Source organism: Bradyrhizobium sp. HKCCYLRH1030 (genome assembly GCF_051168395.1).
Taxonomy (GTDB): Bacteria; Pseudomonadota; Alphaproteobacteria; order Rhizobiales; family Xanthobacteraceae; genus Bradyrhizobium.
On the sequence record NZ_JBNPUY010000001.1, the window covers coordinates 1,045,659 to 1,064,921 of the forward strand.

Annotated in this window: 17 protein-coding genes; 8 read left to right on the forward strand and 9 right to left on the reverse strand. The window is 66.1% G+C overall.

Annotated elements, in window-relative coordinates; genetic code table 11:
- Positions 1–141 precede the first annotated feature (141 nt).
- On the forward strand, positions 142–1,299 hold the full coding sequence (locus ACQR1E_RS04770) for a DUF2865 domain-containing protein (protein WP_434896733.1): 1,158 nt from the start codon (positions 142–144) through the stop codon (positions 1,297–1,299).
- Between the two features lie 23 nt (positions 1,300–1,322).
- Here the strand turns inward: ACQR1E_RS04770 and ACQR1E_RS04775 are convergent, their stop codons facing one another.
- The 3 genes from ACQR1E_RS04775 to ACQR1E_RS04785 are packed head-to-tail and all read right to left on the reverse strand — an operon-like array spanning position 1,323 to position 4,465.
- Entirely contained in the window at positions 1,323–2,711 is a 1,389-nt protein-coding gene (locus ACQR1E_RS04775) for a nitrilase-related carbon-nitrogen hydrolase (RefSeq protein WP_434896734.1), read from the reverse strand.
- Positions 2,712–2,723: 12 nt separating this feature from the next.
- Positions 2,724–3,077, reverse strand: a complete 354-nt coding sequence (locus ACQR1E_RS04780; protein ID WP_315749679.1) for a diacylglycerol kinase — start codon at positions 3,075–3,077, stop codon at positions 2,724–2,726.
- Positions 3,077–4,465: a class II 3-deoxy-7-phosphoheptulonate synthase gene (locus tag ACQR1E_RS04785; RefSeq protein ID WP_315749678.1), complete on the reverse strand. Its 1,389-nt coding sequence runs from the start codon at positions 4,463–4,465 to the stop codon at positions 3,077–3,079. The genes ACQR1E_RS04780 and ACQR1E_RS04785 overlap by 1 nt, the downstream gene beginning before the upstream one ends.
- Before the next feature lie 174 nt (positions 4,466–4,639).
- Between ACQR1E_RS04785 and ACQR1E_RS04790 the strand changes: the two genes are divergently transcribed.
- The 3 genes from ACQR1E_RS04790 to ACQR1E_RS04800 all read left to right on the forward strand — a co-directional run bounded on the left by ACQR1E_RS04790 (position 4,640) and on the right by ACQR1E_RS04800 (position 8,372).
- Entirely contained in the window at positions 4,640–5,512 is an 873-nt protein-coding gene (locus ACQR1E_RS04790) for an alpha/beta hydrolase family protein (protein WP_315714516.1), read from the forward strand.
- A 727-nt stretch (positions 5,513–6,239) separates the two neighbouring features.
- Positions 6,240–7,292 carry an alpha/beta fold hydrolase gene (locus ACQR1E_RS04795; RefSeq protein WP_316164844.1) on the forward strand — a complete coding sequence of 351 codons (1,053 nt, stop codon included), beginning with the start codon at positions 6,240–6,242 and terminating at the stop codon, positions 7,290–7,292.
- Between the two features lie 102 nt (positions 7,293–7,394).
- Positions 7,395–8,372 carry a sensor histidine kinase gene (locus ACQR1E_RS04800; protein WP_316164583.1) on the forward strand — a complete coding sequence of 326 codons (978 nt, stop codon included), beginning with the start codon at positions 7,395–7,397 and terminating at the stop codon, positions 8,370–8,372.
- Positions 8,373–8,410: 38 nt separating this feature from the next.
- On the opposite strand, the gene ACQR1E_RS04805 is transcribed toward ACQR1E_RS04800, so the two are convergent.
- The 3 genes from ACQR1E_RS04805 to ACQR1E_RS04815 form a co-directional block, all read right to left on the reverse strand.
- Positions 8,411–8,992 (reverse strand): hypothetical protein, encoded by a 582-nt coding sequence (locus tag ACQR1E_RS04805; RefSeq protein WP_316164582.1) that lies wholly within the window; start codon positions 8,990–8,992, stop codon positions 8,411–8,413.
- 432 nt (positions 8,993–9,424) lie between these two features.
- Entirely contained in the window at positions 9,425–12,916 is a 3,492-nt protein-coding gene (locus ACQR1E_RS04810; protein WP_316164581.1) for an indolepyruvate ferredoxin oxidoreductase family protein, read from the reverse strand.
- 317 nt (positions 12,917–13,233) lie between these two features.
- Positions 13,234–13,878 carry a trimeric intracellular cation channel family protein gene (locus ACQR1E_RS04815; protein ID WP_315749670.1) on the reverse strand — a complete coding sequence of 215 codons (645 nt, stop codon included), beginning with the start codon at positions 13,876–13,878 and terminating at the stop codon, positions 13,234–13,236.
- Between the two features lie 150 nt (positions 13,879–14,028).
- On the opposite strand from ACQR1E_RS04815, the gene ACQR1E_RS04820 reads away from it, so the two are divergent.
- Complete coding sequence (locus ACQR1E_RS04820) at positions 14,029–14,433, forward strand: hypothetical protein (RefSeq protein ID WP_316164580.1); 405 nt, start codon at positions 14,029–14,031, stop codon at positions 14,431–14,433.
- A gap of 170 nt (positions 14,434–14,603) precedes the next feature.
- Positions 14,604–14,921 (forward strand): hypothetical protein, encoded by a 318-nt coding sequence (locus ACQR1E_RS04825; RefSeq protein WP_315749667.1) that lies wholly within the window; start codon positions 14,604–14,606, stop codon positions 14,919–14,921.
- Positions 14,922–15,023: 102 nt separating this feature from the next.
- Here the strand turns inward: ACQR1E_RS04825 and ACQR1E_RS04830 are convergent, their stop codons facing one another.
- The gene (locus tag ACQR1E_RS04830) at positions 15,024–15,842 is read right to left on the reverse strand and encodes an isocitrate lyase/PEP mutase family protein (protein WP_316185894.1); all 819 of its coding nucleotides are present in this window, start codon (positions 15,840–15,842) and stop codon (positions 15,024–15,026) included.
- Positions 15,843–15,888: 46 nt separating this feature from the next.
- A complete protein-coding gene (locus ACQR1E_RS04835; RefSeq protein ID WP_315714524.1) occupies positions 15,889–16,203 on the reverse strand; it encodes an NIPSNAP family protein in 315 nt (104 codons plus the stop codon).
- Between the two features lie 75 nt (positions 16,204–16,278).
- On the opposite strand from ACQR1E_RS04835, the gene ACQR1E_RS04840 reads away from it, so the two are divergent.
- A complete protein-coding gene (locus ACQR1E_RS04840; RefSeq protein ID WP_315749664.1) occupies positions 16,279–16,977 on the forward strand; it encodes an ArsR/SmtB family transcription factor in 699 nt (232 codons plus the stop codon).
- A 111-nt stretch (positions 16,978–17,088) separates the two neighbouring features.
- Positions 17,089–18,093 (forward strand): alpha/beta fold hydrolase, encoded by a 1,005-nt coding sequence (locus ACQR1E_RS04845; protein WP_434896735.1) that lies wholly within the window; start codon positions 17,089–17,091, stop codon positions 18,091–18,093.
- Positions 18,094–18,191: 98 nt separating this feature from the next.
- Here ACQR1E_RS04845 and ACQR1E_RS04850 read toward each other — a convergent pair whose 3' ends face one another.
- Entirely contained in the window at positions 18,192–18,539 is a 348-nt protein-coding gene (locus tag ACQR1E_RS04850; RefSeq protein ID WP_434896736.1) for a hypothetical protein, read from the reverse strand.
- Positions 18,540–19,263: the final 724 nt, after the last annotated feature.

The window sequence follows — 19,263 nt, forward strand, 5'->3', positions numbered from 1 at the left end:
ACCGCGGTTCCCGCCACCCCGGCGCCCTGGAAACGACGTGACGATGCCCGACAAAGCGGCTATGGGATGCCCGCCGCTGCCGCGATTTTTCCGAATTCTGTGCTAGTCCGCGGCTGCACCCATGGACCGGAATACCGCATCTTGATCGCATCCCTGTCTCCGCGCCGGTTGGCCCTCTTTACGCTGCTCGGACTGACCCTGACCGGCCCGCACGCCCTGGCGCAATCCAGCTCCGATTCCTATGGGCAGATGCCGCCGGGCCCGCCCGGGCCGCAGGCCGGCGTCAATCCGATCTGTCCGCGCCTGGAGGCGCAGCTCGCCTCGATCGATCGCGGCGGTGGTGGCGATCCCGCGCGTGAGGACCAGATCCGGCGTTATCAGGACGCGGCCGCCAAGCAGCAAGGCGAGCTCGACCGCGTCAGCATGCAGGCCAAGCGCATGGGCTGCGACAGCCCCGGCTTCTTCTCGATCTTCAATGGCCGGGCGGCCGAGTGCCAGCCGATCAACAACCAGATCCAGCAGATGCGCGCCAATCTCGACCAGATCACCAACAGCCTGGAGCGGATGCGTGGCGGCGGACTCGGTGGTGAGCGTGACAACCAGCGCCGCTCGGTACTGGCTGCGCTGGGCCAGAACAATTGCGGCCCGCAGTACCAGCAATATGCCAACGCCAATCGCGGCGGCGGCGGCAACTTCCTGACCAGCCTGTTCGGCGGCGGTGCCGACAGCAATCCCGCCGCATCGCTGCCGCCGCCGAGCGCCGATCTCGCGGCGCCGCAGGGCACCTACCGGACCGTGTGCGTGCGTAGCTGCGACGGCGCCTATTTCCCGATCTCGTTTGCCACCGTTCCCGGCCGCTTCGCCGACGACGAGCGCGCCTGCAAGGCGCAATGCCCCGCCGCCGACGCGACGCTGTTCACCTATCGCAATCCCGGCGAGGACATGAACCAGGCGGTCTCGGTCAATGGCCAGCCCTACACCGCGCTGCCGAACGCCTTCAAGTATCGCACCGAGTTCAACCCGAGCTGTTCCTGCAAGGCGCCCGGCCAGACCTGGGCCGATGCGCTGAAATCGATCGACGACCGGGCCACAGCCGCCGAGCAGGGCGACATCATCGTCACCGAGGAGAGCGCCAAGCGGATGCAGCAGCGCCAGACCGGCAAGCCGCCGGCGAACGCCGCCCGCAAAGGCGCCACGCCGGCCGATGCCGCAGCGCCCGCGACTGCGGACACCACGACGGGCGCCGGTGGCGACAAGCAGATCCGCACGGTCGGACCGACCTTCATCCCGGCGCGCTGAGCAAATTCGCCGGGCCATCCGTGTCATCCTTCGGACGCGTCTGAGAACGCGCGGCCAACGAGATCGGGCGAGATCACCTCGCCCGCCGGCCCCAGCGCATTCGCGGGCTTCCAGCGGTTGCGCAGCGCTGCGAGCCGGACGATTTCGGTCTCGGGCAGTTCGTCGAACAGCGCGACACCGCCGGTCGCGTCACCGATCTCACAAACAGGCCGCTCCGACCTCTTGCCGGGCACGACGGCGAGCTCATCAGAAAGACTCGCCAAGGCCAGCAGCAGCGAGCCGCGCACGCGCGCCAAAAGAGCGTGACGGGCGTTGCCCGCCAGCGGACCGGGCAGAACCGCCTCGAAGGCTGCCACTGCCGGTGCGATCGGCAACGTCTCGGCGGTGACGCCGAACCGCGCCGCGACTGCAATAGCCGGCGATTCCTGCGGCATGTCCGGCCCGGACAGCACCACACCGCGCACCCTCGCAGCTCCGAGCGCATCGACGGCCATCGCCAATGACAGCGCGGATTCGATGCCTCCGGTCAGAGCCAGCACGATCCCGGTGAAGCCATGCTTCTCGACGTGGTCGCGCAGGCCGAGCACGCGGGCCGCGTAGTCCGCCTCGTCGCCCTCGCTCGGCGTGGTGACCGGTCCCCGACACTGCCAGCCGTCGTCTCCCCTGCTCCATGCCAAGGTCGTGACCTCAGCGGCGAAGCCCGGAAGCTGCGCGGCCACCGAGAGATCGGCGTTCAGCGCGAACGATGCGCCGTCGAACACCTTGCCGTCCTGACCGCCGACCTGGTTGAGCCAGACGAGCGGCAGATCGCTTTCGGTGACGCGCGCCACGGCGGCCGACAGGCGCCGGTCGCCGCCGCTGCGCAGGTAGCATGAGCGGCTCGGCACGACGATGAGTTCGGCCCCGGTTTCCGCCAGCGTCTCGATGACGTTTTCGTCGTTCGAGGATTCTTCGGGCGAGATGTCTTCGCCGATCGCGACGCCGATGCGGACGCCCCGTACGCTGAGCGGGCCGGCCGCCGGGCCGCACATGAACACGCGCTTCTGATCACCATCGGCCAGGTTGGCCTTGAAGCGCGTCGCGGCGATGCGGCCGGTGTCGAGCAGCACGCAGGCATTGTAGAGCTTGCCGTCGTCGATCCAGGGCGTGCCGATCAGCACCGCCGGCCCGCCATCGGCGGTCTCGCGCGCGAGAGCCTCGATCGCGGCCCGGCACGCGGCCTGAAATGCCGGCTTCAGCACCAGGTCCTGGCATGGATGCCCCGCCAGGAACAGCTCCGGCAGCACCACGAGATCGGCGCCGTCGGCCGCCGCCCTCGCCCGCGCCTCGCGCGCCTTCGCGGCATTTCCCGCGATGTCGCCGACCGTCGGGTTGAGCTGGGCCAGCGTGATCCTGAAGATGTCGGCGGCCATCGCTCAACTCATTCAAAGCAGCCCGAGCCGCTCGGCGATCGCGAACAGCCAGAAGCAGCCCGACATCAGCAGCGCGACGCCGACGGCAGCCGAGCCGAGATCCTTGACCCGGCCGATCTGCAGATCGTGCTCGGTGGTGAGGCGGTCGGCGAGCTTCTCGATCGCGGTGTTGAGCAGCTCGACGACCAGCACCAGCACCACCGCGCAGACCAGCTCGACGCTGCGCATCGGCGTCGCGCCGACGACATAGGCCAGCGGCAGCGCCAGCAGGAACGCGACCACCTCCTCGCGCACCGCCTGCTCGGAGCGGAGCGCGAAGGCCAGGCCGTTGCGCGAGTTGACCGTCGCGCGCCACAAACGCAGCATCAGAAGCCCGCGACGGCCGGCATCGGTGCGGTCTTGCCGCCGCGCTGCTGCTTCAGCAGCTCGGCGATCAGGAACGCCATGTCGATCGACTGCTCGGCGTTCAGCCGGGGATCGCACACCGTGTGATAGCGGTCGTTGAGATCCTCGTCGGTGATCGCGCGCGCGCCGCCGATGCATTCGGTGACGTCCTTGCCGGTCATCTCGAGATGGATGCCGCCGGCATGGGTGCCCTCCGCGGCATGCACCGCGAAGAACGCCCGCACCTCGGATACGATGCGATCGAACGGCCGTGTCTTGTAGCCCGAGGTCGAGGTGATGGTGTTGCCGTGCATCGGATCGCACGACCACACCACCTTGCGCCCTTCCCGCTGCACCGCGCGGATCAGTCCCGGCAGATGATCGCCGACCTTGTCGGCGCCGAAGCGGTTGATCAGGGTCAGCCGGCCCGGCTCGTTGTCGGGATTGAGGATGTCGATCAGCTTCAGCAGCTCGTCCGGCTTCAGCGACGGGCCGCATTTCAGGCCGATCGGGTTCTTGATGCCGCGGAAATATTCGACATGGCCGTGGTCGAGCTGGCGGGTGCGGTCGCCGATCCAGATGAAATGGCCCGAGGTCGCGTACCAGTCGCCGGTGGTGGAATCGACCCGGGTGAAGGCCTGCTCATAGCCGAGCAGCAGCGCCTCGTGGCTGGTGTAGAAGTCGGTGGCGCGCAGCTCCGGATGGCTCTCGAGGTCGAGGCCGCAGGCGCGCATGAAGTTGAGCGCGTCCGAGATGCGGTCGGCCAGCTCCTTGTAGCGCCGCGACTGCGGGGAATCCTTGACGAAGCCGAGCATCCACTGATGCACGCTGCCGAGATTGGCGAAGCCGCCGGTGGCGAACGCGCGCAGCAGGTTCAAGGTCGCCGCCGACTGCCGGTAGGCGTCGAGCTGGCGCTGCGGATCGGGGATGCGCGCCTCGGGCGTGAAGGCGGTGTCGTTGACGATGTCGCCGCGATAGCTCGGCAGCTCGACGCCATTGATCTTCTCCGTCGGCGACGAGCGTGGCTTGGCGAACTGGCCGGCGATGCGGCCGACCTTCACCACCGGCACCGCGCCGGCATAGGTCATGACCACGGCCATCTGCAGCAGCACGCGGAAGAAGTCGCGGATGTTGTTGGCGCCGTGCTCGGCGAAGCTCTCGGCGCAGTCGCCGCCCTGCAACAGGAATGCCTCGCCCGCCGCCACCCGCGCCAGCGCCTTCTTCAGGTTGCGCGCCTCGCCGGCGAACACCAGCGGCGGGAAGGTCGCAAGCTGCGCCTCGACCTCGGCGAGCGCCTTCTGGTCGGGATAGTCAGGCACCTGCTGCACCGGCTTGGACCGCCAGCTCTCCGGGCTCCAGCGCTCGGTCATGGCTCTCTACTCCCTCTCGGCAACTGCACGCCAAATTCCCCGCGCGGCGGCGCGCGCCTTATACACAGCCTGCTCCCGTGCCGCCACTTGGAATTTAGGGCGCGGACACAAGGGCTTGCACCGCCACCCGAATTTGACTTTGCTGCGGAAGGGCAAGTGATGGGAGGACGAGGCGTGGCTGAGACGGGATCCGACGGCGTTTCGAGCGAGGATCTGACCCTTCCGGCCGTCGATGGCTTTGCGCTCGCGGGCACCCTGTTCATGCCGCGCGGCACGCCGGCGCATGCCGTGCTGATCAATTCCGGGGCGGCGATCCCGCGCCGGATCTATCGCGGCTTCGCTGCTCATCTTGCCCAGCAGGGTTGCGCGGTTCTGACCTACGACTATCGCGGGATCGGCGGCAGCCGTCCCCGCTCCCTGAAGGGCTTTGCGGCCTCGATGACCGACTGGGCCGCACTCGACATCACCGGCGCGGTCGGTTGGATGCGTGCGCGCTACGGTGCGCTGCCGCTGCGCTATGTCGGCCACTCCTTCGGCGGCCAGACGCTCGGCCTGCTCGCCAACAACACCGAGGTGTCGCGCGCCCTCTTCATCGCCTCGCAGGCCGGCTATTGGAAGCTGATGGCCCCGGGCGAACGCTGGCGCGTGGCGACGATGCTCAACGGCGTTGGCGTCCCGCTGACTCATGCGCTGGGTTACACGCCGGGCTGGAGTGGCGTCGGCGAGGACCTGCCGAAGGGTGTCTTCCTGCAATGGGTGCGCTGGATCATGAGCCCGCGCTATCTGTTCGATGACGCATCGCTGCCGCTTGCCAACTACGCCAACTTCAAGAGTCCCGTCCGGGCGCTGTGCCTCGCCGACGATCCCTGGGCCACGCGGCCCGCGGTTGAGCTGCTGTGCGCTGGTTATACGGGCACGACGCCGGAGCTGCTCGACATCGCGCCGCAGGACGTCGGGGCGTCCGCGATCGGCCATATGGGCTTCTTCCGCGCGGCGCATCGCGACACGCTGTGGCGCAGCGCGACGGAGTGGCTGCTCGAAAGCTGACGCGATCGGTTCGTCATAGCCCATGAGCGAGCGCTCCCGCGGCAGATGCTGCCCGAGCTGTGCTGATGTCGTTCACCCTCATCAAGTCGGAGGGCGCAGGGAAGGCCAGGCGTCGGCTGACGCCTGCGGCCCGCCTGCGAAAAAAATGCAGGCGGCAGGTACCACAGGTGCAGCCGAGAACGCCCGGCCTTCCCTGCGCGACGGTCTTAACGCTTATACGCAGTCTGCCTGGTGCGCCGGGCTTGTTGGCCACCATTCGCGACAATGCTTGCGCATTGCGCGGGACACCAGCATCGGGGTGTCAGCACGCTGCGACTTCACGTCCGCACCATGCCGTTCGTCGGCGCGTCCGAAGACACGCTGCGGCACAAGTGCGGCCATCGCTCCCCGCCTCGCGTGTCGTGACGATCGCGCGCAACGCCCCTCCGGCCGAGGCGGGATGCGCGCATCAAAGCACAATTTCTGAATTTCGTAAAGTAGATTCTGCCCGACGGGCCGTTTGCGCAAGGCACATCTGTGGGGAGTCCTGCCTCGATCCGCCGGGTGCAGAAGCCGGACCGATTGCGCTGGTCGAGCTCGGCCGGAACGCTCGGAGGTCGACCTACACCCCGGCCATGCGCGCCAGGACGGCACAACGGAACGAACCGCGTGACCGGCCGTTGCTCCTGCGCTGCATCATTTCTCGGATCCTCCAGATGTCGTGCACGCCTTTCCATGAGGGCAGATGATGACCGCAGCCCGGACCACAGCGCGCGCGCTCGCGGCGTCGACGCCCAGCCGCCTGACCAACTCGACACCATCCCTCCAGCCGCTGGCGCGTCGCAGCCGGTCGCTGGCGAAGACTCATCCATTTCTTCTGGCGGCAGCGGCGGCCACGGCCGTCCTGGCCATCACGGCGCTCGTCAATCGCCGCCTCGCCAAGTCTGCCGAGCGGGCCAATCCTCCCGCCGGCCAGTTCATGGACGTCGACGGCGTCCGGCTGCACTATGTCGAGCGCGGCACCGGCGTGCCGCTGGTGCTGCTGCACGGCAACGGCAGCATGATCCAGGACTTTGCCTCCAGCGGCCTGATCGATCTGGCGGCGCAGAACTACCGTGTCATTGCGTTCGACCGGCCGGGCTTCGGCCACAGCGACCGGCCGCGCAACGTCGTGTGGACGCCGACGGCGCAGGCCGGGCTAATCAAGAGCGCGCTCGATCGCCTGGGCGTCTCGGAGGCCTTCGTCCTGGGTCATTCCTGGGGCGCATCCGTCGCCGTCGCGCTCGCCCTCGAACATCCGGCCATGGTCAAGGGCATGGTGCTCGCCTCTGGCTATTACTATCCGACCTTCCGGTCCGACGTGGTGGCCGGATCGGCTCCGGCCATTCCCTTGCTGGGCGATATCCTGCGCTACACCATCTCCCCTCTGATCAGCCGGATGATGTGGCCGCTGCTGATGGCCAAGCTGTTCGGCCCGCGATCGGTTCCGGCGAAGTTTGCCGGCTTCCCCAAGGAAATGGCGGTTCGCCCGTCGCAGATCCGCGCCTCCGCCGCGGAGGCCGCGCTGATGATTCCCGATGCTTTCCGCTTCAGGAGAGCGTACGGTGAGCTGAAGATGCCGGTCGTGATCGTTGCCGGTGATCAGGATCGCCTGATCGACATCGACGCCCAGTCCAGACGGCTTCATCACGACGTCAGCCAGAGCACCTTTCGCCGCGTGCGCGGCGCCGGCCACATGGTGCATCAGACGGCGACCGAGGCCGTCATGTCCTCGATCGACGAAGTCGCAGCGGCGGCGTAGTCGGAGGGCGAACATGGCTGCGGCTGCCGGATTGCGGGATCCGTAGCCTGCAGAGCGGCGAAGAAAGCGGGGATCGAACTTATGCCGGCCGAGGACGCGTGCATGCCGATCTGGCACGAAAAGCATCTGCGCGCTGCCACCAAAGCTGCCGGCGTGGCCCTGTGGTCGTGGAACGTCGACACCGACGCGATCACGATGGACGAGCGCGCCTATGAGCTGTGGGAGGTGCCCAAGACCAAGAGCAGGATCACGTTCGAGGTGCTCTCCCAGAACATTCACCCCGCCGATCTCGAACGGGTGAGATCGGCGTTTTCAGCGACACGGGCGATCGTCGGCGCTTATGAGATCGATTTTCGCATTCTCGCGGATGGCGAAATCCGCTGGATTTCCGCCCGCGGCCAAGGTGACGATGCCGACATCGCCGAGCGGCTGATGTTCGGCGTCTTCCTCGACGTGACCCAGCGCAAGCAGGCCGAAGAAGCCAACGAGCTGCTGGCGGGCGAGATGAGCCATCGGGTCAAGAACCTGCTGACGATCGCCACCGCGCTGACGCAGATGACGTCGCGCACGGCGGCGACAAAGGAGGACATGGCCCACGAGCTCGCCAGCCGGCTGATCGCGCTGGGCCGTGCCCAGGATCTGATACGTCCGCGGCCGGGCGGGACGAACCAAGCAGCCCTGCTCGGCGATCTCGTCTCGGTGCTGCTTGCCCCCTATGATGAGAAAGGCGCCAGCGTCCGCATCCGTGTGTCGGTGCCCAAGATGAATGTCGGAGAACGCTCGAGCACGACATTGGCGCTGGTGATCCACGAGCTCGCGACCAACTCGGCGAAATACGGCTCGCTGTCGGTTTCGAGCGGCACGCTGGACGTGTCGTGCAGCGCGCATGACGACGAAGTGGTGATCATGTGGACCGAGCGCGGCGGGCCGCCGAAGTCGGCCGACACGACCGAAGGCTTCGGCAGCAAACTGATCCATCGCAGCATGAACGCCCAGCTCGGCGGCACCATCGCCTTCGACTGGTCCGCCGAAGGCCTGGTCGTGACGCTGCGCATGAGCCGGGAGCGGATGGCGAACTGACGCCCCTGGCCGCCCGTGTCGCTTCGTTCACGTGGGCACTATATGCAATCCTCCCAGGACATGACCGCCGGCAAGATTCCCGTCCTCCAGTAGATCACCTTATCATCCCGGGTCTCGAAAATGATCGCTCTCTTGGCATCCGGGCTCTTGGCGATCACCCAATGATTGGGTGCGGGTGGCGGCTCCGTGACACCCTGCTTCAGCCGCTCGGCCTTGTCTTCCTCGGTCTCCTCGCTCTCGTATGGCGCGAATGTCCGCTCCGTCGCTCCATAGGCACCCGCGATGTCGGCCTCCGTCGACCCCACTCCAACTCCGTTCGCGTCGACGATCTTCGGATCTGGTCGACGCCCATCGTCGAGAAAGAGGTAGATCACGGCAATCCTGCCATCGACGATCACGTAGGACAGCGCTTCGTCCTTGCCGTCGGCGCGACTGGCGACATAGCACTCCTTCGTGTACGGCGGCTCCATCGGACCAAGCTTTGCGTTCAACGCACGCTCGGCCTCGGCAACGGTCATGCCCAGGTCGACCGGCCCCACGCCACGCCAGGACATGACCTCGGCGTGGCTCGAGGTCGATATCGCCGCGATAGCCGCGAACAAGAAAACCAGAACTCGCATGGATCACCCCTATCGACGCCTCCATGCATATAGCAACATGTAGTGAATACGGCAGATTTATGCGACATCCGCACGAGTGGGTGAACGGGAGTCATCCAGAGTTGGGCAAGGACGCTAGATTGCTTCGCTACGCTCGCAATGACGGTGGTGTGAGCGCACGACACACTCCCAGGCGTCATTCCGGGGCAGACCGCTCGACAAAATAGCGGAGCCATTTGACGTGAGAGCTGAGCGCGGGTTCCAGAGCCACGACGGGCCGCTGCGACGACGAAAGCGAAAATCTCGCGCAATGATCCCGTCTGTGGTTATGGATTCCCGGCTCGCGCAGGCGCGCACGAGCGCCCCGGAATGACGAGAGGTATACAGATCGCATGATGGTGGGCACGGCGCTCGCGCGCCTTTGCCCACCCTACGGCACGTCGCCTGGAGTGCCTACTCCGCCGCCATCTGCCGTGGCGCCGGCGGCGGGCTGGCGAGGTCGGCGGCGAGTTGCGCATAACGCACTTTCGCGTCGTTCACCGCCTTCTCCTTGACCGGGCCGTAGCCGCGGATCTTGTCCGGCAGCGACAGGAATTCGACGGCGATGTCGACGTTGGCAGGCGACAGCAGGTTCAGCACGGTGGCGACGTCTTTCTCATAGCCGGCGATCAGGTCGCGCTCCATCTTGCGTTCGGCCGCGTAGCCGAAGACGTCCAGTGGTGTGCCGCGCAGGCCCTTCAGTTTTGCCAGCAGGCGGAACATCTTCATCATGCCCGGCCCGAAGCTGCGCTTCTTCGGCCTCCCTTGCGGATCGAGGCCGGAATTGAGGATGGGCGGCGCGAGGTTGAAGCTGATCTTGTAGTCGCCCTCGAACGCGTCATGGAGCTGCTTCTCGAAGCTGCCGTCGGAGAACAACCGCGCCACCTCGTACTCATCCTTGTAGGCGAGCAGCTTGGCATAGTTGATCGCCACCGCGCGCGGCAGCGCCTCGCCGTAGCCGCCCTTGTCGGCGGCTTCGCGCACCTGATCGACCAGCTTGCGGTAGCGCTTGGCGAGCCGCGCATTCTGATAGCCGGTAAGGTACGCCATGCGGTGGGCGATGATCTCGTCGAGCGTCATCGCCTCAAGCGATTTCGGCGGCACCGCCTCGTCCTTGCCGGTCATCATGTCGGCGAGCCGCTCCGGGTTGACCACCGCGAGGCGGCCGAGCCGGAACGCCTCGGTGTTCATCTTGACCGCGACGCCGTTGATCGCGATCGCCTTCTCGATCGCCTCGGCCGACAGCGGCAGCAGGCCCTTCTGGTAGGCGTAGCCCATCATCATCATGTTGGTGGCGATGCTGTCGCCAAGCAGCGCTTCGGCCGGCTTGGTGAAATCGAGGAAGGTCGAGTCCTTGTGCAGCGCCGTTTCCAGCAGGCTCGTCACCTTGCGGTTCTGGAAATTGAAGTCGCGGTTGAGCACGAAATCGGCGGTCGGGATCAGATGGCTGTTGATGACCCCATGGGTGCGCTCGGCATCGCACAGCGTGATCGTCTCCTTGGCACCCGCCACCACTTCGTCGGCGGCGATGACGAGGTCGGCGGTCCCCGTGACGATGCGCGAGCAGGTCACGTCAGCCGTATTCTCGGAGAGGCGGACATGGCTGAGCACCGCGCCACCCTTCTGCGCGAGGCCCGACATGTCGAGGATCATCGAGGCCTTGCCCTCGATGTGCGCGGCCATGCCGAGCAGCGCGCCGATCGTCAGCACACCGGTGCCGCCGACGCCGCCGACCGCGACGTTGTAGGGCCGCTCCAGTGACGGCTTGGTCAGCGGTTCCGGCATCTCGCCGATGTCGCCGAGCTCAGCGGGCGCGCGGCTGCGCGGCTTGCCGCCGTCGATGGTGACGAAGGACGGGCAGAAGCCCTTCACGCAGGAATAGTCCTTGTTGCAGGAGGACTGGTTGATGACGCGCTTGCGCCCCAGCTCGGTCTCCAGCGGCTCGACCGAGATGCAGTTCGACTGCACCGAGCAGTCGCCGCAGCCCTCGCAGACGGCCGGATTGATGAAGACACGGCGCTGCGGATCCTCCATCGTGCCGCGCTTGCGGCGGCGGCGCTTCTCGGCGGCGCAGGTCTGCACGAACACGATCGCCGAGGCGCCCTTGGTCTCGCGGAGCGTCTTCATGACGTTCTCGAGCTCGTCGCGATGCGCGAGCTTGACGCCGGGCGCGATGCTGTCGGCCGGATAGGCGTCGGGATTTTCCGAGACCAGATAGATCTCTCGGATGCCCTCGGCATGGAGCTGGAAGGTGATCTGCTGCGGCGACAAATCGCCGTCATGGCGCTGGCCGCCGGTCATCGCGACCGCGTCGTTGTAGAGAATCTTGTAGGTGATGTTGGCCTTGGAGGCGATCGACTGGCGGATCGCGAGGCTGCCGGAATGGAAATAGGTGCCGTCGCCGAGATTGGCGAAGATGTGCTTCTCGTCGGTGAACGGCGCGATGCCGACCCACGGCACGCCCTCGCCGCCCATATGGGTGAAGGTCTCGGTGTTGCGGTTCATCCACAACGACATGAAGTGGCAGCCGATGCCGGCCAGCGCGCGGCTGCCCTCGGGCACCTTGGTCGAGGTGTTGTGCGGGCAGCCCGAGCAGAAATACGGCGTGCGCGCCACCGGCGAGACCAGTTGCATCTGCGAGGCGTCGCGGCCATTGAACCAGTCGGCCTTGGCGCGCAGCATCGCCTTGATCTCGGGGTTGAGGTCGAGGCGGAGAAGACGCTCGGTGAGCGATGTCGCGAGCGAGGCGACGGAGAGCTCGGTGGCAAACGGCAGGAAGCGCTTGTCGTGGTCGTCCATCTTGCCGACGATGCGCGGGCGGACGTCGTCGCGCCAGTTGAACAGCTCCTGCTTGACCTGGTTCTCGACGATCTCGCGACGCTCCTCGATGATGAAGATCTCCTCGAGGCCGACCGCGAACTGCCGCACGCCTTCCGGCTCCAGTGGCCAGGGCATGCCGATCTTGTAGAGGCGAAGCCCGATCTTGGCGGCGACCTCCTCGGTGATCCCGAGCTCGCGCAGCGCCTGGCGGATGTCCTCATAGCTCTTGCCCGACGCCATGATGCCGTAGCGGGCGTTCGGTGAGTCCATCGTGATGCGGTTGACCTTGTTGGCGCGGGCAAAGGCGATCGCGGCAAAGCCCTTGTAGTCCTGCAGCCGCCGATCCTGCTCGAAGCGGTCATCCGGCCAGCGCAGATTGAGGCCGCCCGGCGGCATCTCGAAATCGGCGGGGATGACGAACGGCGTCATCTCGTCGTTGAGGTTGATCTCGGCGGTCGTCTCCACCGTCTCGGTGATCACCTTCATTCCGACCCAGCAGCCGGAATAGCGCGACATCGCGATGCCGAGCAGGCCCATCTCGATCATCTCGTGGATCGAGGACGGATAGAGATAGGGCATCAGCGCCGAGATGAAGGCATGGTCGGACTGATGCGGCACGGTCGAGGATTTGGCGCCGTGGTCGTCGCCGGCGAGACAGAGCACGCCGCCGTTCTTGGCGGAGCCGGCCGCATTGCCGTGGCGAAACACGTCGCCGCAGCGGTCGACGCCGGGGCCCTTGCCGTACCAGATGCCGACGACGCCGTCATACCTGCCGCCGGGCGACAGTGCGAGTTGCTGCGAGCCCCAGATCGCGGTCGCCGCGAGGTCCTCGTTCACGCCGGGCTGGAACTTGATGTTGTACTGCTCGAGATGCTTGCGGGCCGAGAACAGCTGCTGGTCGTAGCCGCCGAGCGGCGAGCCGCGATAGCCGGAGATGAAGCCGGCGGTATGGAGGCCGGCGGCGCGGTCGCGCCGGATCTGGGCCATCGGCAGCCGCACCAGCGCCTGGATGCCGGTCAGGAAGATGTGGCCGGAGCTTGCGGTGTATTTCTGGTCGAGATTGATCTCGCTCTCGTTGAGTCCCATTCCGCCCTCTTGCCGTGCCTTGTCAGGGTGCGCGGCTGCCGCCGGCCGGCGGAAGCGCGCGTTCTGCCAATCATTTATGTCTGCTTTTGAAGAATGCGCATCACAAATCTCGTCTGCGCAGGGCAGCCAACCGAAATCGCAATTTCGTGGCGGGAGCCGGCTGCGGCTTTTGCGGTTTGTGTCGAAAACGGCCACTGCCGCGAAATGGGATGATGCGCACCATGGCTTTGGCGGCTCGGCGGACGGTTAGTGAACCGTTGTGGCCGGCGCGATTCTGGCCCGAAACGAATTGTGCGATGCGACAAGACCGCGGTCGTTCATCCCCGATCGTCGCCCGCGAATACGAAGCGCGGCATGTTCCATTTGTAGCGGATCGCGAGCAGCCGGAACGACAGTCCGAGCGCGAAGGTCAGCGCCGTCCACCATCCGCTGGCGATGCCGAGCGACAAGCCGGTCGCATAGACCAGGCCCGTGACGAGGGACACGCTGGCGTAGAGCTCGGCGCGAAACAGCAATGGCACGTCATTGCACAGGATGTCGCGCAGCACGCCGCCGGCGCAACCCGTGATCATCCCGGCGACGATGACGATGCCGATCGGCACGTTCATCTGCCAGGCGATGTCGCAGCCCGTCATCGTGAACACGACGAGGCCGACCGCATCGAGAACGAGGAACGCCATGGTCAGCCTGTGAACCAGGCGCGCCATGGCGATCGTCACGAACGGCGCCAGCACGGTCAGCAGCAGCAAGGACGGCTGCTCGACCCAGGCAAGCGGATAGTGGCCGAGCAGCACGTCGCGCAAGGTGCCGCCGCCGAGCGCGGTGATCGCCCCCAACAAGCAGACGCCCATCCAGTCCATACTGCGGCGTCCCGCCGCCAGCGCGGCCGTCATCGCCTGCGCCGCCAGCGCCACCCAGGTCAACAGATGCAACACGCTGTCACCGGGCGGCAGGTTCCACATCGAAGGCTCCAACAAACAGGACGGAGAATCGCAGTGCACGCGAGGCACCTTAGCGCGCGGTGCAACGGATCGACTGGCGATTTCGTAAGGTTTCGCGGAACAGAGCCGGGGCCCGACTGGTTGTCGGGTGACAATCGCAAGGAGGACATCATGGCCAACGAACGGCTCCCGAACGAACGCTATCCCGACGGCATGAACCGGCCGGACATGACGACGCGGCCCGGCATGCCCGGTGCCGACATGACCGGCGCCGACTACGAGCGCGCGGCGCGGACGGACAGCCAGCTGCAGCCCGATCCCGAGTTGAGGGAAGGCTCCGCCTCGACCGGCCGGATCGCAGCGTACGCCCTTGGCATCGCGATTTTGCTCGGCGCCGTGTTCTACGGGCTGAACAACATGTCGATGCGCAACGATCAGGCGAGCACCACGCCGGCCTCGCAATCCGCCTCGACCACCAAAGATAACACCTCGCCCGGCGTGACGACCGGCGCCGCGGGAGATCGCACCACACCGCCGCCGGCGGCCCCGAGCGACAAGCCCAACGCCATCAAATAATCTCGCGGACGGCAATCAGCCGTCCCACTCCTGGGCGGCGGGTGAGCATCACCCGCCGCCGTTTTTTGGCGAGTCCTCCGACAAATTACGCGAAGCGTGCGAGGGCCGCCATGGAACCATAGCAGCGCGAACCGGTTGGCTCATTGACACTCTCACCCAGGAGATACGTAATGAAAGCTCTCTCCATAGCTATCGCAGCCGCGGCAAGCACGCTGGCCGTGACTGCCGCTTCGGCGGCACCGATCTCTCCCGTAGCCTCGGCGGTCCCGCAACGAGACATCCAGAACGTCCGGATGGTCTGTAACGAGGAAGGCCGCTGTTGGCGCGAGCGCAGTGAACGCCGCGTCATCATTCAAGGCGAAGATCGCGATTCCTACGCGTACGCTCCGCGTGAGCGCTACATCGAACGGCGCGGCTACGAAGACCGCGGCGGCATCGGCTTCCGCGCCCCGGGCGTCAGCGTCGGCATCGGAACGGATCGCTACTAAGCGATTTCAGCAAATCAGACTGAAAAGCCGCGGCAGAGTCCGCGGCTTTTCTACAGGCGGATGAGATCAGAATCTGCGGGAGGACGGGCGCGCAGCCTGATCTCAACCGAAGAGCTTGTTCAGCTCGCCCCCGGGATAGCCATTGGCCAGTTCGGTGAAGGTGCCCTGCTCGGCCATCTCCTTGGCCGCCCGGACGAAGCCGGCCCAGGCCACCCGCGCCAGCGAACCGCCGACGCTGATGCGGCGCACGCCGAGCTCGGCGGCCTGGCTCAATGACAGACCCGACGCGCCGATCAGCAGGTTCACAGGCTTGGGCGCCACCGCTTTGACGACAGCCGTGATCTCCTCGACCGTCTTGATCCCCGGAGCGTACAGACAATCCGCGCCGGCCTCGGCATAGGCCGCGAGGCGGTCGGTCACGAGCTTGAGGTCGGGCTTGCCCCAGAGAAACGCCTCGCAGCGGCCGGTCAGCAGCACGTCCCCACCGCTTGCATCGATCGCCTGACGTGCGGCGCGGATGCGCGTAACCGCCAGTTCGCGCGCGTAGAGCGGATCATCCTTGTCACCCGTGGAGTCCTCGATCGACAGACCGGCGACGCCGGTGGCGACCGCGCGCGTGACGTTGGCGGCCACGCCCTCGGGGGCATCGGCGAAGCCGCCCTCGAAATCGGCGTTGACGGGAATGTCGACCGCCGCGGACAGCGCCTCCAGATGCGCGAGCATCTCGTCGAGCGTCGTGCCGGTGTCCGCCTTGCCGATCGACCACGCGAAGCCGGCGCTGGTCGAGGCGACCGCGTTGAAGCCGAGATGTTGCAGCATTTTGGCCGTGCCGGCATCGAACGGGTTCGGCAGCACGAAGCAGCCGGCCTCGTGCAGCTTGCGAAAGGCCGCGCGCTTGTCCGCCGTGTTGATCAACGTCATGTCATCCTCCCATGCATCCTCGCGTTGCGGCAGCATAGAGCCGCGATCATTGCGCCGCCACGACGTTGCGCAAGAATGTTCGCTCTTCGCCCCGAATGAGCTTGTGCTCCTCGGCCAGCGCAAAGTTCGCCCGGCCCTCGGCATCGCCGCGCAAGGCTGCGCGATAGCGCTCGTAAGCTGCGAGACTGTCGAATGAAATCAGGCCGTAGGCGATGTCGTTGGTGCCTTCATGAGGCATGAAATAGCCGATCAGGTCGCCGCCGCAACGGGGGATGATCGACAGCCAGCGCCTGGCATAGGCCTCGAACACGTCGCGCTTGAACGGATCGATGCGATAGCGGATGAAGACGGTGATGGTCATGACAACCTCCGGTGAGTTCTGTATCGTCGACACTATCCGCTTGCCGGGCGAGAATGCTTCGGCTAGCATCGAAGTATGAAATCAGGTCCGGACATTGCGATGGTGGCGGCGCTGGTCGGCGATCCCGCCCGCGCCAACATGCTGACTGCGCTGCTCTCGGGCCGTGCGCTGACCGCGACCGAGCTCGCCCAGGAAGCGGGCGTGACGCCGCAGACGGCGAGCTCGCATCTTGCCAAGCTCGAAGGCGGCGGCCTGGTCGAGCCGGAGAAGCAGGGCCGCCACCGCTACTACCGGCTCGCCGATCCCGATGTCGCCGACGTGCTGGAGAAGCTCGCCGGCCTTGCCGCGCGCGCCGGCCACATGCGGGTGCGCACCGGGCCGAAGGAGCCGGAGCTGCGGCGAGCACGCATCTGCTACGACCATCTCGCCGGCGATCTCGGCGTGCAGATGCTCGACAGCATGACGCGGCAGAAGCTGGTCCGCCGGCGCAAGCAGGAGATCGTGCTGACCGAGGACGGCAAACATTTCCTGTCGCAGCATTTGCGGATCTCGCCGGAAATGCTGGCGCATCCGCGCCGGCCCGTGTGCAAGGCCTGCCTCGACTGGAGCGCGCGGCGGCATCATCTCGCCGGCACGCTCGGCGCAGCGTTGATGAAGCGCTTCACCGAGCTGAAATGGGCGGCGCGCGATGCCACCCCAGGCAGTCGCGTGGTCAATTTCAGCCGCGCCGGCGAAAAGCATTTCGCGGCGCTGTTCGGTCCGGCCGAAGACTGACGATCACGCGCTCTTTATCGCAGCGCGGCCCTCGTGCCTTGCGGCCAAGGCGAACGCGGGGCACGGCGTGACGGTTGACGACCATCTCGTCACGTCCGTCGTGGAGTGTTCATGTCCCGTTTCGCTGTCGCCTTCTGTGCCGCCCTGCTCGCCCTCGCCCCGACTGTCGCCCCGGCGGCGGAGGCGCCGCGCGAGCCCTATGGCATCAATCTCGAAGGTTTCCCCTATCCGTATCCGGTCAGCCTGCTGCCCCTGGTCAATGACGGCGAGCAGCTGCGCATGGCCTATATGGATGTGGCGCCGGCGCAGCCGAACGGCCGCGTTGCCCTGCTGCTGCACGGCCGCAACTTCCCCTCGAGCTACTGGGCGCCCGTGATCAAGACACTGACCGACGCCGGCTTCCGCGTCGTGGTGCCCGACCAGGTCGGCTTCGGCAAATCATCCAAGCCTGCAGGCGAGCTGCATTTCGACACGCTGGCGCGCAACACCTTGGCGCTGCTCGATCACCTCGGCATCGCCAAGGCGGATATCGTCGCGCATTCGATGGGCGGCATGCTGGCCGTGCGTATCGCCCGCGCCTATCCCGACCGCGTCGCGCATCTCGTGCTGACCGCGCCGATCGGGCTCGAGGACTATCGCGTCTACGTGCCGCCGATCCCGTCGGAAAAGATCATCGAGAGTGAGGACCGGCTGACGGCGGACGGCTATCGCAAGCAGCTGGAGACCAACTACGCGCTGAAGCTGCCGCCGGAGCAGGTCACGCCGTTCATCGATGCACGCTTCAACCTGAAGCAAAGCGCCGACTATTCGCGCTGGCTGAAGAGCTTCGTCAGCTCCTATCAGATGATCTACCGCGAGCCGGTGGTGCACGAGATCCCGCTGCTGACGCAGCCGACGCTGTTCATCATGGGCGCGGACGATCACAACGCGCCGGGACGGCCCAACGCGCCCGAGGCCTTGAGAGCGAAGATGGGCCAGAACGCCGAGCTGGCAAAGGGCCTGGCAAGCCGGATGGGCGATGCGCGCGCCGAGGTGGTCGCCAATGCCGGCCACCTCGTCTTCCTCGATGCGCCGCAGACGTACGACCGGCTGCTGCTGGACTTCCTCGGCAGGTGAAAGCAAACAATGAGCGACAGGGATCGCGCCACGCCGACCCCTGCCGTGTTGCGGTCACACGTCTGAAACTGCGCTTTCTCGCAATGCGGCTGCGCCGATCACCAATGGTGGCGGCGATGCCAATGGCGGTGCCAGTGCCGATGATGGTGGCGCCAGCCCCAATGACGGCGCCGCCAACCCCAATGCCGCCGGCGCCAGCCCCAATGGTGGCCGTGACCATGGTGTCCGTGATGCCCCCAGCGAACCTGCTCCGGCGCGAGCCGGTCGGCCTCATCCTGCGAACCGACCGCGGGCTCGACGTGCTGATCCCTGGCTGAAGGCGCCGCCTCGTTCAGCAGCAATGGCGCGAGCGGCGCAGCGACCGCATCGGTGGTGCGGAGCACGGCGCCGGCCGCCGCCGCGCAGCCGAACCCCAATGCCAGCTTGAGGAAGTTCCGTCGTTCCATCGCACGCCTCCATGATGCACGAGCCAGGGCATGAAGGGAGTATTCGACCCATCACCTGAACGTGAGCTGAACTTAGTCGATCACAGCCAAATGGCGCGCACATGATACCATCGACACGTCGTCCCCGTGATCCGAAAGGGCTTCTTCCGGCGGCACCGAGCATGCGTCGACCGTCTGCGCCAGCACGACCTCGCGCGCATACGCGTCACACCCGGCCGATCGCGATTGAAGTCCGCGATCAGCCGACTACGATTCAGGACGACGCTTATGAGTGAACGCTTGAATAGGCGGAGAACTACGCGTTCGGATGACCAGCACGTAACGATCGGACATGGCGCAGCAATAGTGATCCGGCCTCGGGAGAAGCGTACGCGGTCCAGGTCGAGTATGGCTTGATCAGCTGCTGGCGAGCGGATTAGACTGAGCACCCGAATTGAAGAAACGTTCAGAGCAAGCAGTGTTTTATCGTGCCATTACCTTGGTATTGTTGAGCTCCCTAGCCTCAACCGTCGGCGCTCAGGCGCAGGGCGATCCAACACAGATTTTCAACGGCGTGTGGGTGGCAGTTAACCCGCCGGGACCGCACGTCGTGTTTAATACGATCAGCCTGGGTCAAAGAGAGGCTAGTTTGCCGATACTAGGCCAAGCCACGATAGGTCCATCCAATGGAGAAGACGGATCAAATTTCCGAATCTCGGGCCCAGGGTTCACCTGCTTCTACCTA

Excerpts from the sequence above, each read along its gene's own strand:
- ACQR1E_RS04840 (WP_315749664.1), top strand. The coding sequence starts at position 16,279 with ATGAAATCAGGTCCGGACATTGCGATGGTGGCGGCGCTGGTCGGCGAT.
- ACQR1E_RS04815 (WP_315749670.1), bottom strand. The coding sequence starts at position 13,878 with ATGTGGAACCTGCCGCCCGGTGACAGCGTGTTGCATCTGTTGACCTGG.
- ACQR1E_RS04820 (WP_316164580.1), top strand. The coding sequence starts at position 14,029 with ATGGCCAACGAACGGCTCCCGAACGAACGCTATCCCGACGGCATGAAC.
- ACQR1E_RS04845 (WP_434896735.1), top strand. The coding sequence starts at position 17,089 with ATGTCCCGTTTCGCTGTCGCCTTCTGTGCCGCCCTGCTCGCCCTCGCC.
- ACQR1E_RS04805 (WP_316164582.1), bottom strand. The coding sequence starts at position 8,992 with ATGCGAGTTCTGGTTTTCTTGTTCGCGGCTATCGCGGCGATATCGACC.
- ACQR1E_RS04795 (WP_316164844.1), top strand. The coding sequence starts at position 6,240 with ATGACCGCAGCCCGGACCACAGCGCGCGCGCTCGCGGCGTCGACGCCC.
- ACQR1E_RS04785 (WP_315749678.1), bottom strand. The coding sequence starts at position 4,465 with ATGACCGAGCGCTGGAGCCCGGAGAGCTGGCGGTCCAAGCCGGTGCAG.
- ACQR1E_RS04775 (WP_434896734.1), bottom strand. The coding sequence starts at position 2,711 with ATGGCCGCCGACATCTTCAGGATCACGCTGGCCCAGCTCAACCCGACG.
- ACQR1E_RS04835 (WP_315714524.1), bottom strand. The coding sequence starts at position 16,203 with ATGACCATCACCGTCTTCATCCGCTATCGCATCGATCCGTTCAAGCGC.
- ACQR1E_RS04850 (WP_434896736.1), bottom strand. The coding sequence starts at position 18,539 with ATGGAACGACGGAACTTCCTCAAGCTGGCATTGGGGTTCGGCTGCGCG.
- ACQR1E_RS04830 (WP_316185894.1), bottom strand. The coding sequence starts at position 15,842 with ATGACGTTGATCAACACGGCGGACAAGCGCGCGGCCTTTCGCAAGCTG.
- ACQR1E_RS04810 (WP_316164581.1), bottom strand. The coding sequence starts at position 12,916 with ATGGGACTCAACGAGAGCGAGATCAATCTCGACCAGAAATACACCGCA.
- ACQR1E_RS04825 (WP_315749667.1), top strand. The coding sequence starts at position 14,604 with ATGAAAGCTCTCTCCATAGCTATCGCAGCCGCGGCAAGCACGCTGGCC.
- ACQR1E_RS04800 (WP_316164583.1), top strand. The coding sequence starts at position 7,395 with ATGCCGATCTGGCACGAAAAGCATCTGCGCGCTGCCACCAAAGCTGCC.
- ACQR1E_RS04780 (WP_315749679.1), bottom strand. The coding sequence starts at position 3,077 with ATGCTGCGTTTGTGGCGCGCGACGGTCAACTCGCGCAACGGCCTGGCC.